This window comes from Rufibacter roseolus, from assembly GCF_017916365.1.
Taxonomy (GTDB): Bacteria; Bacteroidota; Bacteroidia; order Cytophagales; family Hymenobacteraceae; genus Nibribacter; species Nibribacter roseolus.
Genome location: NZ_JAFMSU010000002.1, coordinates 340110 through 355089 on the forward strand (window position 1 = coordinate 340110; position 14980 = coordinate 355089).

The 14980-nt window shown below is 53.1% G+C and carries 13 protein-coding genes; 2 read left to right on the forward strand and 11 right to left on the reverse strand.

The genetic code is table 11. The features are described from left to right. Positions 1–156 precede the first annotated feature (156 nt). Positions 157–1068, forward strand: coding sequence for a chain length determinant protein (locus tag J3P35_RS10360; RefSeq protein WP_210464539.1), 912 nt, complete (start codon positions 157–159; stop codon positions 1066–1068). An 86-nt stretch (positions 1069–1154) separates the two neighbouring features. On the opposite strand, the gene J3P35_RS10365 is transcribed toward J3P35_RS10360, so the two are convergent. The 11 genes from J3P35_RS10365 to J3P35_RS22190 all read right to left on the reverse strand — a co-directional run bounded on the left by J3P35_RS10365 (position 1155) and on the right by J3P35_RS22190 (position 13843). Beyond that, a complete protein-coding gene (locus J3P35_RS10365) occupies positions 1155–2708 on the reverse strand; it encodes a GNAT family N-acetyltransferase (RefSeq protein ID WP_210464540.1) in 1554 nt (517 codons plus the stop codon). 219 nt (positions 2709–2927) lie between these two features. Continuing rightward, positions 2928–3584: a CoA transferase subunit B gene (locus tag J3P35_RS10370; protein ID WP_210464541.1), complete on the reverse strand. Its 657-nt coding sequence runs from the start codon at positions 3582–3584 to the stop codon at positions 2928–2930. A 91-nt stretch (positions 3585–3675) separates the two neighbouring features. Then, positions 3676–4032 carry a four helix bundle protein gene (locus J3P35_RS10375; protein WP_210464542.1) on the reverse strand — a complete coding sequence of 119 codons (357 nt, stop codon included), beginning with the start codon at positions 4030–4032 and terminating at the stop codon, positions 3676–3678. A gap of 132 nt (positions 4033–4164) precedes the next feature. Beyond that, positions 4165–4863 carry a CoA transferase subunit A gene (locus tag J3P35_RS10380; RefSeq protein ID WP_210464543.1) on the reverse strand — a complete coding sequence of 233 codons (699 nt, stop codon included), beginning with the start codon at positions 4861–4863 and terminating at the stop codon, positions 4165–4167. A 114-nt stretch (positions 4864–4977) separates the two neighbouring features. Beyond that, positions 4978–5382, reverse strand: a complete 405-nt coding sequence (locus J3P35_RS10385; protein WP_210464544.1) for a hypothetical protein — start codon at positions 5380–5382, stop codon at positions 4978–4980. 97 nt (positions 5383–5479) lie between these two features. Continuing rightward, the gene (locus tag J3P35_RS10390) at positions 5480–6406 is read right to left on the reverse strand and encodes a bifunctional riboflavin kinase/FAD synthetase (RefSeq protein ID WP_210464545.1); all 927 of its coding nucleotides are present in this window, start codon (positions 6404–6406) and stop codon (positions 5480–5482) included. Then, on the reverse strand, positions 6384–7094 hold the full coding sequence (gene truB, locus J3P35_RS10395) for a tRNA pseudouridine(55) synthase TruB (protein ID WP_210464546.1): 711 nt from the start codon (positions 7092–7094) through the stop codon (positions 6384–6386). Before truB ends, J3P35_RS10390 begins: the two co-directional genes overlap by 23 nt. 2 nt (positions 7095–7096) lie before the next feature. Continuing rightward, complete coding sequence (locus J3P35_RS10400; RefSeq protein WP_210464547.1) at positions 7097–7936, reverse strand: undecaprenyl-diphosphate phosphatase; 840 nt, start codon at positions 7934–7936, stop codon at positions 7097–7099. After that, positions 7937–8152, reverse strand: a complete 216-nt coding sequence (locus J3P35_RS10405) for a DUF3098 domain-containing protein (RefSeq protein WP_210464548.1) — start codon at positions 8150–8152, stop codon at positions 7937–7939. Between the two features lie 14 nt (positions 8153–8166). Further along, complete coding sequence (locus J3P35_RS10410; protein ID WP_210464549.1) at positions 8167–9066, reverse strand: cell division protein FtsX; 900 nt, start codon at positions 9064–9066, stop codon at positions 8167–8169. 217 nt (positions 9067–9283) lie between these two features. Further along, on the reverse strand, positions 9284–13843 hold the full coding sequence (locus tag J3P35_RS22190; protein ID WP_210464550.1) for a translocation/assembly module TamB domain-containing protein: 4560 nt from the start codon (positions 13841–13843) through the stop codon (positions 9284–9286). 108 nt (positions 13844–13951) lie between these two features. On the opposite strand from J3P35_RS22190, the gene tsaD reads away from it, so the two are divergent. Then, positions 13952–14956 carry a tRNA (adenosine(37)-N6)-threonylcarbamoyltransferase complex transferase subunit TsaD gene (gene tsaD / locus J3P35_RS10420; RefSeq protein WP_210464551.1) on the forward strand — a complete coding sequence of 335 codons (1005 nt, stop codon included), beginning with the start codon at positions 13952–13954 and terminating at the stop codon, positions 14954–14956. Positions 14957–14980 lie beyond the last annotated feature (24 nt).

A 14980-nucleotide genomic window follows, 5' to 3' on the forward strand; every position in this document is an offset into this window, starting at 1 on the left:
TAACCTTCTTGCTTGTAAGTGCTTATGGTAAATTATTGGTGCTATTGCTGCCATGATGAACCAGCCAAAGATAGAGAAATAAGAGGGAATGCTTTTCTGATTGATTTTATAAAGTTTTTTCTATTTTTGAGGCCTTCAGTACCATTAAAACGCACCATGAACAGAATATCCCGGGAGGAAAGGTCAGCCGATGAAATCGACTTGAGGGTGGTTTTTGAGAAGATAAGTTACCTTTTCAAAAAGGCTTTCGGCTATGTCAAGAGTGCCTTTCTACTGGTACTCCGCCGGTGGACATTCTTTCTGCTGCTGACCTTGCTGGGAATCGGATTAGGTTATCTGGACTTCATAAGCAAACGGCCCTACTACAGATCCTCCATGACCGTGTTGCCGGCATCGGCCATCAGGAACGAGTTTTTTCAGGACCAGGTGAACAGATTGTCTAAACTGGTGCAGGACGCGAACTTTGAGGTGGTTGCCGCTGACCTTAACATGAGCGTGGACAGTGTTTCCCAAATCAAGGCTATTGGGTATTTCAACATTGACCCAGAGAAAGTTCCGGCAGACAGTATACTTCAGGGGGCGCCCTTCAGGGTGGATGTGGAATTATATGACAACAAGTTTTTCACCCCGGTGCAGCAAGCGCTGTTAAGGCATCTGGACAACAACCCTTATTTTTCCAGAAGTACCCAGGCCAAGCGGGAGCAGATGAGAAGCATGATTGAAAAACTAAGGGTAGACATAGCCTCCATTGACAGCATCAAGCGGGCCGCCATTGAATTGAGAGGTCCCGTGAATGGCTTTGTGTACGGTGAGCCCCTGGACCCTACCAACCTTTACCGGCAGAGTGCCGAATTGTTTGAAAAGCAGGCCTACCTGGAAGCCCAGTTGCGGAATCTGGAGACGGTACAGGTGGTGGTTGGTTTTGCCCCCATTACGCACCCAACCGGACCCAAAGAGAAACTGCATTTGGTGATTGGTGCCATGCTGGGTTTCCTTGTCGCGTTTATATTGGCGGTTTGGTACGAATACAGGTTAGTACAGAGAAGAAGGAGATTTGAAAACCTGTAACCAATCTTTGGTAGAACCCAAGAAAACAGCCCCTAAACAGCGAAGGCCGGTACATACCGGCCTTCGCTGTTTAGGGGCTGTTTTGATTAAATCTCGGTTAAATCGTCTTCTTTCTGGTGCAGCCAACTTAGGTTGTATAGGTCCTTACGGCGGTCTCTCAGGTTCCTTACGCTACCGGTGGTGTTTAGGTCTTTGAGCAGGTCAAGGTCCAGGTCGGCAATGAGGGTCATCTCCGTGTTAGGCGTGGCTTCAGCGATGATGGCATCGTGCGGGAAGGCCACATCAGAAGGGGAGAAGACCGCCGATTGCGAGTACTGGATGTCCATGTTCTCCACGCGCGGAAGGTTACCCACGCTCCCCGTGATGGCCACGTAGCACTCGTTCTCAATGGCGCGGGCCTGGGCGCAATGGCGCACCCGCAGGTAAGCGTTTTTGGTATCGGTCTGGTAAGGCACGAAGAGGATCTTCATGTCCTGGTCAGACAGCATACGCGCCAATTCTGGGAACTCCACGTCATAGCAGATCAAGAGGCCAATCTTCCCGAAGTCGGTATCAAAGACGCTCAGTTTGTTTCCCCCGCGCATCCCCCAGTACTGAGACTCATCAGGGGTCACGTGCAGTTTGTATTGCTTGTCATAGGTACCATCGCGGCGGCAGAGGTAGCTCACATTGTGGAGTTTGTTGTCAATGTACTCCGGCATGCTGCCCGCAATGATGTTGATGTTGTACGCCAGGGCCAGGTGAATAAGGCGCTCCCGGATACCGTCGGTGTAGCCGGCCAGCCTTCTGATAGCCGCTGATGGCGTACTCTCGTCTGAAAGGGCCATCAAAGGCGCGTTGAAGAACTCGGGGAACATGACCAGGTCGGCCTTGTAGGAACTCACCGTATCCACGAAGAATTCTACCTGCTGCTCAAAATCCTCCAGAGAAGTCATCTGGCGCATCTGCCACTGGATTACCCCAATGCGCACCACGCGTTTGGTTCCGCCCACCAGGGTTTCCTTCTCCTCGTAGTAGACGTTGATCCACTCCAACAGGGAGGCATAGGCTTTGGAGTCTTTGTCCTGGGGCATGTAGCCTCTGATAATCTTACGTACGTGGAAGCCGTTGCTGAGCTGGAAGGTAAGGATGGGATCATAGATCTCCTTGTTTCTTACCTGCTCAATGTACTTGCCGGGCGTCATCTTCTCTGAGTGCTCTTTGTAGCCCGGGATACGGCCGCCCAGGATAATTCCCCGCAGGTTCAGGTTCTCGCAAAGCTCCTTACGGGCATCGTAGAGGCGACGGCCCAAGCGGAGGTTGCGGTACTCTGGGTGCACGAAAACGTCAACACCGTAGAGGGTATCGCCATCCGGGTCATGGGTATCAAACTTACCGCCACCCACAATCTGCTCATAGGTGTGCTTGTCGCCGTACTCAGAATACTGCACAATAAGGCTCAGCGCCGCGGCTACCACCCGGCCCTTGTCTTCAATACAAAGCTGCCCCTCGGGGAAGCGCCTTAGCAGGGAGGCGAATTCTTTCTGGGTCCAGGAGCCGCCTATGTTGGTGTAGACCAGCTCCATGATTTGTTTCACTTCCTTGTAGTCAGAAGTGGTAAGCTGACGGAGAATTAACTTATGTTCGGTGTTTTCACTCATGTTGGTAAAAATTCATTAAAAACGCTTCCTGCTAGTGGGGCCTGGTTTCAAAAGTGAAGCCAGCGCCGCAGACAAGGCGTTCTATCAAAGGTTCAACGGCTCTAAGCCATGGTTAAGTTAAGCGTATACGGCGGTTTGGCCGTGTTTTCCTGGAAACAGGCGTAAAAAGGCTTTCGCGCTTAAATACACTGGCTTTTGGCCGATTGGTAACAAAGATAGTTACACATTAATTTCCGGAATCTCACCTTCCACGGTTAATTTTCCGGCAGTGGCCGCTTTGATCTGCTCTACTGTGACACCGGGCGCCCGCTCCAGCAGTTTGAACCCATCCTCGGTGACTTCCAGCACAGCCAGGTCCGTGACAATTTTCTTCACGCAGCGCAGACCGGTGATAGGCAGGGTACAGTCTTTCAGGAGCTTTGATTGCCCGTCTTTGGAAGTATGTTGCATGGCCACGATGATGTTTTTGGCCGAGGCCACTAAATCCATGGCGCCGCCCATACCTTTTACCATCTTGCCAGGTATTTTCCAGTTGGCAATGTCGCCGCGCTCCGAAACCTCCATGGCGCCCAACACCGTCAACTGCACGTGCTCACCCCTGATCATCCCAAAGCTCTCAGCGGAGCTGAAGATGGCCGATCCCGGCAAAGTGGTCACCGTCTGTTTCCCGGCATTGATGAGGTCTGGATCCACCTCCTCCTCGGTAGGAAAGGGGCCCATGCCTAGCAGCCCGTTCTCGCTCTGCAGCACCACGTTCATCCCCTCAGGGATATAGTTGGCCACCAGGGTAGGTATCCCGATGCCCAGGTTCACATAATATCCTTCCTGCAATTCCCTTGCAATCCGTTTGGCAATGCCGTGTTTATCTAGACTCATTTCATTCGTATTTGAAGATGGGAAGATGTGGAGATTTGAAGATTAGGAAATTTGAAGATGTGGAATTGATAGGCTCCTTATCTCCGCTGTTTCAACTTTTTGACTTTGAACTAATAATGATTTTGGAGATGATCTTTTTGATAGAGTGTAAGTCTTTTTGGAGGTGCTCTGGATTGGGGTAGGAAGCCACGCGTTGGCAAAGTAGCAGCCAATATTCTGTCTCTTCAACTTCTTTGGCCGCTACTTTGAACTTGTGGATGAAATCAGCTTTGCTCTCTGCGTTTTGGGCCTCCCTTACATTTGCTCCAATGGAGGTCCCGCTTTTCAGGAGTTGGTTGGCCACCACAAATTTTCTTAAAGCTTCCAATTGTTCTGCATATTCTATCACAGCCACAGAGAAGTCAAGTGTAAGATCTAAAATGAGATTATGAGGCTGAATTTTCTCCATTTTAATAGTTTATGACGACCATCTAAGTAAATGTTAAAGGAGATTCATTTACAAATCCTCACATCCCCAAATTTCCAAATCCTCACATCTTCACATCTCCAAATTTCCTCATCTCCAAATCAATCAGGCAAGCTATGCTTGCCGCACCGTTCTTTGCTCAATTCGTTTCTCGTAATCTTTGCCCTGGAAAATGCGCTGGACGTAGATGCCGGGGGTGTGGATCATGTTGGGGTCCAGTTCGCCTACGGGGACCAGTTCCTCTACCTCTGCGATGGTGATTTTGCCGGCGGTGGCCATCATGGGGTTAAAGTTACGGGCGGTGCCTTTGTAGATGAGGTTGCCGGCGGTGTCGCCCTTCCAGGCTTTCACCAGCGCGAAATCGGCTTTAAGCCAGGTTTCCATGAGGTACATTTTACCGTTGAACTCGCGGCTTTCCTTGCCTTCGCCCACCTCGGTGCCGTAGCCGGCCGGGGTGAAGAACGCCGGAATGCCCGCTCCGCCGGCCCTGATGCGCTCGGCCAAGGTGCCCTGCGGAATCAACTCCACCTCCAACTCACCTGAAAGCAACTGGCGCTCAAACTCGGCATTTTCGCCTACGTAGCTGGAGATCATCTTTTTCACCTGGCGCCGCTGCAACAGCAACCCGATGCCGAAGTCGTCTACCCCGGCGTTGTTGGAAATACAGGTGAGGTCTTTGATGTCTTTGCGCAGGATTTCCTGGATGGAGTTCTCGGGGATGCCGCACAGGCCGAAACCTCCCAGCATGAGGGTGGCGCCATCGGTGATGTCTGCACAGGCCGATGCGGCGTCTTGCACTACTTTGTTTATCATAGAATTAGGTCAGTATCTGTAGGAGGTATATAATCTATATTTTGGAGCGTTGTGGCTGGCCTTTCCTCTGTTTAGGGCTTCTTTTTAAGAAAACCGACTTAAAATGAACCTAGCTCATGGCATGCGGCGCGCCGACATCATTCCGCCAAAGTAAGCCATAGGCAGGAAGATGATGAAAGCGACTATTTTAAACCAGAGCGGGTAAGAAGCGGGCAGGAGATTGGCCAGGCCCATGGCCAGTAAAAAGACGCCCACCAGCAGGGCATGCAGAATGAGTCTTTGATGGGTAACCCTGGCTGCCACCATACCCCCGAAGAAAGACCCAAGCGCAAATCCTAGTAAATTCACTAATAGACCTTCAGTGGGGTATCCGGGAAGGGAACCAGCTATGACATCCACTTCCGGAACGATGATTTGCGCCGGAGAAGGGTAGAGCTGCTGGCTCATGGTCTGGACCAGGCTGATGGTAAATACGCCAACCGCGGTTCCGCCTAAAACTGCGAGAATGCTTCTGAACATGGAACAGTCTTGTGTTAGATGAAAAACCAGAACCCGGCTTCCTTCCCCCTCTTCCTTTTTCGTGAAAGCCCGGGGTGAAGTTACGGATTTGCCGGATTTATCCTAACACTTGTAAGGCTGCTACCTTGTCTAAATGGAGTTGTTGGGTAAGTGCCTCCAACCCATCGAATTTCTCTTCGGCGCGCAGGTAGGAAATAAAGGAAAGGGTGATTTCCTGGCCGTACAGGTCAGCCTCAAAATCAAAGATGTTCACTTCAATGGTTTGTTTTGTGCCCTGCACCGTTGGGTTCATGCCGATGCTCAGCATACCCTTGAAATGGCCCATTGGCGTTTGCACTGTGACGGCATAGATGCCCTGGGCGGGCACCAGCTTCAGCTTTTCCTGGGGCTCCACGTTGGCAGTGGGGTACCCTATGGTGCGGCCCAGTTGTTTGCCTTTGACCACGGTACCGGTAAGGGAATAAGGCCTGCCTAGGTATTTGGCGGCAGTGGCCACGTCGCCGCGCTCCAGGGCGGTTCTGATTTTGCTGGAACTCACGCCCACGGCGTCAATGTCCTGGCGCGGAATCTCCTCTACGGTGAACCCGTACCGCTGGGCATTCTGCTGCAGGTAGTCAAAACCGCCTTCACGGTTCTTCCCGAAACGGTGGTCATAGCCAATCACCAGTTTCCTGGTCCCGATGGCCTGGATCAGAATCTGCTGGATGTATTCTTCTGAGGAAAGCTGCGCGAACTCACGGGTGAACGGCAGCAGTAATAGGTAATCTACCCCAAAAGCTCTCAGGGCCTCAATCCGTTCCTCAATGGTGGAAAGCAGATGCAGGGAACTGTCTTCGGGGTCCAGCACGGTGCGGGGATGGGGCCAATAGCTAATCACCACGCTCTGCCCATCGCACTGGCGGGCAGCCTCAATAAGCCTGGAAAGGATTTTCTGGTGGCCTATATGGACGCCATCAAACGTGCCGGAGGTGACTACGGCATGGGAAAGGGAAGGAAAGTCTTTAAGCTCCCGGATGACGATCATAGTGCGCCTGTTGTTTTTCGCGGAGCTCCTGAAGTTGATCTAAGCTCATGGCATCCTCCAAACGGTAATTACCTATGCGGGTCCGCACCAATTTGGAGAGGTAAGCCCCGCAGCCTAGTTTAAGACCAAAGTCCCGCGCCAAACTACGGATATAGGTTCCTTTGGAGCATACTACCTTAAAGTGCACTTGGTTGCCCTCCACGCCGGTAAGCGTAAACTCTTTGATGGTGATGCGCTTGGATTTGATCTCGGCTTCCTCGCCACGGCGGGCCAGGGCATAGGCTCGCTCGCCGTTCACCTTCACCGCCGAGTAAATAGGAGGGGTCTGGTCGATTTCGCCCAGGAAAGAAGTAGCGGCCTCTCTTAGCATTTCCTCGGTAAGGTGCTCAGTAGGAGCGGTGCTGTCTATTTCTGTTTCCAGATCGAAGGAAGGCGTAGTGTGGCCCAGGACGAACGTGCCGGTGTATTCTTTTTCCTGCGCCTGGATTTCTTCAATGCGCTTGGTGAATTTACCGGTGCACAGAATGAGCAGGCCGGTGGCCAATGGGTCCAACGTGCCGGCGTGACCTATTTTCTTTATGCGGAGCGCATACTTGGTTTTCTTGACCACGTCAAAGGAGGTCCAGGTAAGGGGCTTGTCAATTAAAAGAATGGCCCCGGCCTCAAAATCATAAGGAGTTTCCTGCATTACTATAACTGAATATCAACCCCCATGGACAATAACAACAGAATCACAAGGCCCACCAGAATGCGGTAGTAGCCAAACAGCTTAAAGCCGTGTTTGGTCAGGAAGCCTACAAAGAACTGGATGGCCGCCATGGCTACCAGAAACGCCACTATATTGCCAACCGCCAGCACCTGCCACTCCTGCGGGGTGATGGAGGCAAAGCCCGCCTGGATCTTGGGGAGGTTAAACTTTACTACGTCTGAAATCTCCAGGTGCAGCAGATCGGTGAGGACGGTGTAGGTAGCGGCGGCCAGCATGGTGGGAACGGCCATGAAAAACGAGAACTCGGCGGCTGATTTGCGAGTCATGTGTTGGGTAAGTCCCCCAATGATGGAAGAAGCCGACCGGGAAACCCCCGGAATCATGGCAATACACTGAAACAGGCCCACCACGAATGCATTCTTGTAGCTGGGGGTGGTCACGGGCCTTGGACCTGCTTTGAACCAACGGTCCACAAAGATGAGGATCAAGCCGCCCAGCAACAGACTGATGGCTACAATCTCCACCCGCTCCAGCATGGCGTTAATCACGTCCTTCAGCACAAAACCAATGGCTAGCGCCGGAATCACGGCCACCATGAGTTTTTTATAGAAGTCAAAGGAATTGATGAACCGTCTCCAGTACAGCACCACCACAGACAGGATAGCCCCAAACTGAATGGCCACGGTAAACATCTTGGTGAACTGAAAAGCACTGATGCCCATCAGGCTGGAGGCGATGACCATATGTCCGGTAGATGACACCGGTAAAAACTCCGTCAATCCTTCCACTATGGCCAGGATGATGGCTTGCCAAATACTCATTTAAACGTTTTTGCGGGGTTTTGCCAGAATGGCGAAGAATTGGATGATGAAACCTGCCACCAAAACGATAGGTCCTAGGGTGAGTCCCAGGAAACCGTAACCATACGGCTCAGTGTCCATTGCCATGAGAATGAACCCAATGGCCATCACCACTAAACCTAAAATCATAATCTGGTAATTGCGCCGACCGAAAGAAAAGGGGGTCTTGTTTTCCATAAAGGATATTGTCTTTAATATAAATCGTCTAGAGAAGCCCGGAGGTACTTTTTAACCGCCCGGTAAGAACTGAAAAAGCCCAGCACCCCGCCCAGAATCAGCAACGCGGCCATGAGCAGCAGCATCTGGCGCTCATCCCGGAGCAGGTAGAGTTCGCTGATCTCGTGGTAGGCGTACTGAAGCAAAGCGTAGAGCAGGATAGAGGCCAGGGCTCCGCTCACCAAGCCCTGAAAAGTGGCCCGATTCAAAAACGGCCGCTGGATGAAAAAGGAAGTGGCACCCACCAATTGCATGCTCCGGATAAGGAAGCGCTGGGAGAAAAGAGCCAGTTTAATGGTGTTGTTGATAAGGATGATGACCACCAACACCAGAATGCCCGCAAAGGCCAGCAGCACGATGCTCACCCGGCGTAGGTTGTGGTTGATGGAATCAATAAGGCTTTCCACGTAATCCACTTCGTACACACCCAGGGTGTTCTGCAGGTCCTGCTTTATCTTTTTGAGGTTTTCAGAGGTAGCAAACTCGGGATTGATGCGCAGGATAAAGGCATCGCGGAGCGGGTTTTCGCCCAGGAAGGTGAGGAAATCCTCGCCACTCTCGTCAATAAATTCTTTGGCGCCCTGCTCTTTGGACATGAACAGGACCTGGGGGTGGTTCTCCTCGTAGGCGATGTACTCTTTGCGGCCCAGCGTCTTTTTCAGCTTCTCCACCTCCAGCGGGGTGATGTCGCGGTCCAGGTACACCTGCACTTCTATATTCTGTTTCACCAGGTTAGAAAGCTTGCCGGCATGGATGAGCAGCAGCCCAAAGGAACCTATTACAAACAACGCCAACGTGATACTGAAGATCACCATGGTGTGCGGGTAATTGCCTAGCTTTTTCTTGCGGGTATGTTTGAGCGGTTTAGCAGCCATAAAAACGTGTGCCGGCAAAAATAGTAATTATTTAGAAGAAGAACGGCGCACCCGGCGTTTTTCCCCTGATTTCTGAAAAAGAGCCCTAAAACCGAGGCCTTGCCCAAGCCTCTGCCGATTCACTTTTTAACTTCCTAAAACCAGCTTCTTCTGTCCTCTGAAAGGTTTTTACGGTCTGATTTAGGGCCGATTTTTCAGAAACAGACCCTAAACCGCCTTACAGGTCCTGGATGCTGGTAGGTGTATCATCCTGGATCTGCAGGATGCGCTCACGCTCGGCGGCGCGTTGGGCTCGCTTGCTCAGCTTGCGGCGTCGGAAAAGCTCCCCGAAACGGTCAAAGTTGGCCTGGTGCAGCACGCTTACGGTCTGGCGGCTGGCGGTGGCGTTCGCCTCAAAGTCCCGCGGGGTAGTCTCGTAGGTAGCCCGCAGCCTCAGCTGGCCGCTCTGGCTCAGGTAATACTCGACTGACCAATCACCGGCGGCGGTGGAGCGGTTGTTGCCCAGGCGGTTGTTGTTTACGCTGCCCTCGCGGGTCACTTTAAGACGCCCCTCCAGGAAAGTATAGCTCAGCCGCAGCTGCACATCGTCCAGAACCTGGTTTCCGTTGCCGCTCACCCCAATGTCCACTTCCAGATTGCTGTCTATCTGTGAGAGCCAATAGCTGAGTTGGTTTGAGAAAAGCTCGCCCACGCTGCTGCCCAGATCCCCTACGCCCAGACCTACCTGTAACTCATCCCTGGCTGATAATCTTTTGAAAGCCAGCAGGGAGAAGACCTGGCGGTTCAATTCCTGTTCATCGTTTCTGATGTTGTTGAGGTAGCGGGTGATCTGGTCCTCCAGCAAACTGGGCGTATCATTGAACTCCAGGTTCAGCCTGATCTGCGGGGTGGTGAGCGGCCCGTCCAGGTCCATCACGGCCGTTACCGGGTAACGGGAACGCGCTGCCGCACTCTGCTGCTGCTGCTCACTCAGATCGGCCAGGATTGGGGCCAGGGAAACCCGTTGGGTGTACTCGGCGGTGATGTTGAGGAGCCCTTCCAGCGGGTCGCCGTTCCAGGTGACGGTGCCGCCGGGCCGTACGTTGAATTCCTTGTTGATTACTCCCAAGAGGGTAAAGTTGTAGCGGCCCTGCACGATCTCGTAGTTCCCGTACATGGCAAACTCCCCGCGGGTGTCAATCTCCATCCGGAGGTTGCCGCGGCCCCGGCCCCGGATAATATCTCCCGTACGCTCGTCAAAGATGAGTTCTATGTAGGCGTTCTCATTCACGTCCAGGTTGAAGTTAAGCCGGATGCCGCTCAGATCCACGCCTCTTTTCACCAGGGTGGTGTCTCGGGCAGTGGTGGTATCCTGGCGGGCAGGGTTGTTGTTCACGAACGTGATGAAGTTCTGCCGTTCCAGGGCGGTGGTGTTGTCCAGCGGAATGGCGATGTTGGTGCGTTCCTCGCTGCGGGCGGTCACGTTCACCTGCAGGTTAGAGGTGGCGCCCAGCGCGGTAACCTCGCCCGTGGCGAAGGCTGTTCCGTAGTACAGCGGGTTATCGGCGCGGGTGGTGTTCAAAACCATGAACTTGTTGAACCGGGCCCTGAGGTCCAGCACCATGTTCTGGAAGCCATCATGGAAAATGCCGCCGTTGAGCACGGCCACGTTGTTATAGATATCCCGCACGCGCACATTCTGGAAAGAGATGTCATTCTCAGTGAAATAGACGCGGTCAGAGAATGTGTACTTGGTTTTGAGGTAATTGAACACAAAAGAGCCATCAGTCACCATGACTGAGCCTTTGAGAATAGGGCCCGTGAGTTTCCCCGAGATCCGCACGCGGCCGTCCATGGTGCCGCCCAAGTCAGACATGATGGTCTTGAGCACGGGCTCCACCAGTTTCATCTGGGCATCGTCTAAGACGGCTAGCAGGTCCAGTTCCTCTTTGCCGCCCCTTGGGTCATAATTACCCGTGAGAGAGAGCACTTTCTTGTTATCTCTGCTGATGCCCAGATCCACGTTCATGCGGTGCAGGCGGTTCTCCCAGTTGGTAGTGCCGGCCACGTTGCCAATGAGCTGGTTCCCGATCATGAACGTGTCTACGGCCAGGTTGGAAGACAGCTGGATTTCATTGTAAAGGTCGCGGATCTGCAATTCTGCGTTTAGGCGGCCGTCTATTTTATCCGGGAGGAGAGGGTTCAGGTTCTCCAGCCGGAAATTGGCCAGGCTCACCGTGAGCAGGTCCTGCGGATTCCGGGACAACACCCCAAAGATGTTTACACTCTGTGGTCCGTTAGACAGGGTCACGTTATCAAAACGCACGGCCCCTCCGTCAAAAACAATGGTGTTGTTGGGCGAGATGTTCCAGACTTTGTCCAGCACGTTGATGTTGGACTGGTTGAAGACCACCTGGATCTGGTCCCGCTCAAATGACACGTTCCCGCTGATGTTGGCGCGGTTGGTGGTGCCCGTCTGCGCGATGTTGCTTGAGAACCTGATGAGGCGGTCGCTCCAGACGCCTTCCACGTATAGCTTCTCGGTGTCGCCGGCACTGCCCAGTTTCTGCCGCTCAGAGGTGATGAGGGTGTTGGCCAGGACATCGGGGCTGTTCCAGAGCTTGGAGGAGGTGACTTCCAGATTATTGCCGTAAAACTCATTTTTGCCATAGAAGATGGTATCAATCTGGCTTACAAGCGTTAACATGGTGGTGGGCCCGTTCCGGAAAGTACCTTTCATGGTAGAAAAGTCAGAGATGGAAACATTGGGCAAAAAGGCGTGCAACACCGGGTTGATACGCCGCAGGTGCACATCCAAATCCACTTCGTAATAAGCCGGGGGAATAGGGGACTTGCGGCGGTAGTAGTTGTCTATCCTTAAAGGGTTGTTCTCCAGGTTCAGGCGGTATTCTTCATAGAGCGTCTCCAGGTCCCGGAAAAAGGTGGAGTAGAGGAAATTACCGCCCAACTGCAGCGCCAGCACCTCAGAGCCCACGTGCAGCTCCCGGATACCATTATGAAAGTGCGACTCAATGGAAAGCGAGTCAATGGCTACCTGCTTACCGCTGTACTGAAGTTTGGTGTTTTTGAAGTTGGCCAGCCCGTAGATCTCGTCCAACTTGATGCCCGTGAAGTCCACATCGGCCACGGTGGAAACCACAATGCCCTGCTTGGTGAACCCCAGCGCCCGCAGGTCGGCGGTTCTGATGTTGGTTTTCAGGTCAAACACCTGGCGGTTGTTCTGCAGGTTGATCTGGCCCGTGGCAGAAAGTTTCAGGTTAGGGTCATTGATGCTGAGGTCTCCGTTGAAAGTCTGGCGGCTCAGATCAGCGTTCACCACAATATTCCGGAAGTTGTAGTTGTTGAGGTTGAGGGCGTTGATCTTGGCGTCCATGTTCAGGCGGGCGGTGGCCAGGCTGAACCCGCTGCCCTGCAATTTGCCATCCAGCGCCACTTTTTTAATCACGCTGCGGTCGCCCAGCAGGCCGCCCACGTCAAAACCGCTGGTGCGCAGGTAACCCCGGTACGCCGAGCGGTCAATGTTGTTCTTGTCGAACTTGAGGTTGATATCCGAGACCAGGTTCCCCAGCGGGGTCTTGAACGAGCCGTTGGCCACGAAGTCATTGTAGAAACCGGTGAATTCGCCTTCCAGCCGCACGGTGCCCGCCCGGGCCGCCATCTCATAGGCTTTGCGGGGAAGGAACTTCTTAATGTCCCTGGCATTGATGGAGCTGGGCCCCAGGTGCAGATCGGCGAAGGTGTTTTTGAAATTGGGCAAACCGTCGGCCGAGACATCGCCGGTGATGTGGGTGTACTGGCCGTAGCGCAGGTCTATGTCCCGGGCATCGAAGTTCCGCACCTTGCCTTTGACCTTGCCAGAGAGCAGTACCTTTTCGTTCACATCTTTCAAAACCGGGGCAAAAAGGGCGACATCGTCTGACGTGATGTAGGTACTGTCAAAGTCAGCGGTCACGTTCATGCTGTCGTTGAAATCCTTGAAGTTCCAGAACTGCCGGTAATCAAAGCGCACGTATTTGGCCAGGTGGCTGTTGTTCACGCGCAGGTTCAGGTTGTCCCACTCCCAGAAAGTAGGGGCGAACGTCATGCGGGTGTCCAAGTCTTTGAGGTAGGTTTTGGAATTCCGGTCCATGGTGGTGAGGCTGGTGACCACTGTATGGATGGTGTCTCCTTTGAGGTTGATTTCCGAAAAACGGCCATTAATCCGCTCCAGATCCATGTGCTGGTAGTCCAGGCCATAGTCGGTGCGGGGCGAGTTGTAGTTGTGGTAGGTGAAAAGTCCATCCTTCAAAACAATCTCATCAATCTTGAAATCGAAGGGCGTTTTAGCCTTGGTGGTGTCTTTGGTGATGAGGTTAGACAAAGCCGTAATGAACGTGCTCATGTTGAGCGTATCGGTGCCTTCGTATTTGATGAGGTTGGCCTCGGGCCGGGTAAGGGTGAGCGAGGCGATGTGCAGCCGGTCGGGCTGGAATTTCACGGTGGGGATGGCCAGAACTTTGTCCCTTCCTACCGGAATTCGCCACTTGTCAGCCTTGAAGAGCTGGAAAAAGCCGATGTTCGCATCCACTTCGCCCACGTAGAAGAGCGTCTTTTTCTGGCGGTCCAGCACCCGCACATCGTTGAGCAGCACGCTCTTGAAGAAACGGATGTCTACGCTCCCGATGGTGACCTGGTGATGGATGGTCTGGGAAAGGGTCTTTGCCGCTTTTTGGGCAACCTTGGTCTGAACCGACGGAAAACGCAGCGCCAGGACGAGGGTACCCGCCACTACTACCACCAGGATTAGCAGGCCCAGAATTATTTTTAACAGAGCTTTTGCTATAACTTGCGGGTAGTTTTTCTTTTTTTCTAGCGTCTCTTCTTGGTCTTGCGTCTCCAACGGATTATGAACCCTACAATTTTAGCAATAGAATCGTCCTGTGATGAAACCTCGGCCTCTGTCATTCAAAACGGCCACGTGTTGTCAAACATTGTAGCCACGCAGGCAATCCATGAGCAATACGGTGGCGTGGTGCCAGAGTTAGCCTCGCGGGCGCACCAGCAAAACATCATCCCCGTGGTTTCCCAGGCTTTGCAAAAAGCAAATATAGCAAAAAGCGAATTAGATGCGGTGGCTTTTACCCGCGGTCCCGGACTTTTAGGTGCCTTGCTCGTAGGCTGTTCCTTCGCCAAATCATTTGCCTTAGGCCTTGATTTACCGCTCATTGAGGTGAACCACATGCAGGCCCATATCCTGGCCCATTTCATTGACGACCCCAAGCCCAGTTTCCCGTTCCTGTGCCTCACCGTGAGCGGCGGCCACACCCAGATTGTGCTCGTGCGCAGCCACCTGGACATGGAAGTGCTGGGCCAGACCACCGATGACGCCGTGGGCGAGGCCTTCGATAAATCTGCCAAACTGTTGGGGCTTCCGTACCCTGGCGGACCCATGCTGGACAAACTGGCTTCCACCGGTGACCCTAACCGATTCCCGTTCCCCATCGTGAACATGGATGGCTACGATTTCTCTTTCAGCGGCATCAAGACTTCCATTCTCAACTTCGTGAAGAAGAACACCGCCGCCGATCCCGACTTCGTGGAGCATAACCTCGCGGATATCTGCGCCAGCATCCAGTGGGCTTTGATTCAGACGCTCATGAAGAAACTGGTGCTGGCCGCCAAAGAGCAGGGCATCAAAGAAATCGCCATTGCCGGGGGTGTCTCGGCGAACTCGGGTTTACGGGCTACTTTACAGGAATACGCCCCGAAACACGGTTGGAACGTCTACATTCCCGCCTTCGAGTACTGCACCGATAACGCCGCCATGATTGCCATGGCCGCCCACTACCAGTTCCTCGCCGGTGACTTCACCACCCAATACGCCAGCCCAGATCCAAGGCTGAAGGTGTAATCGCAAAGCCGTTTTATGGCTGAT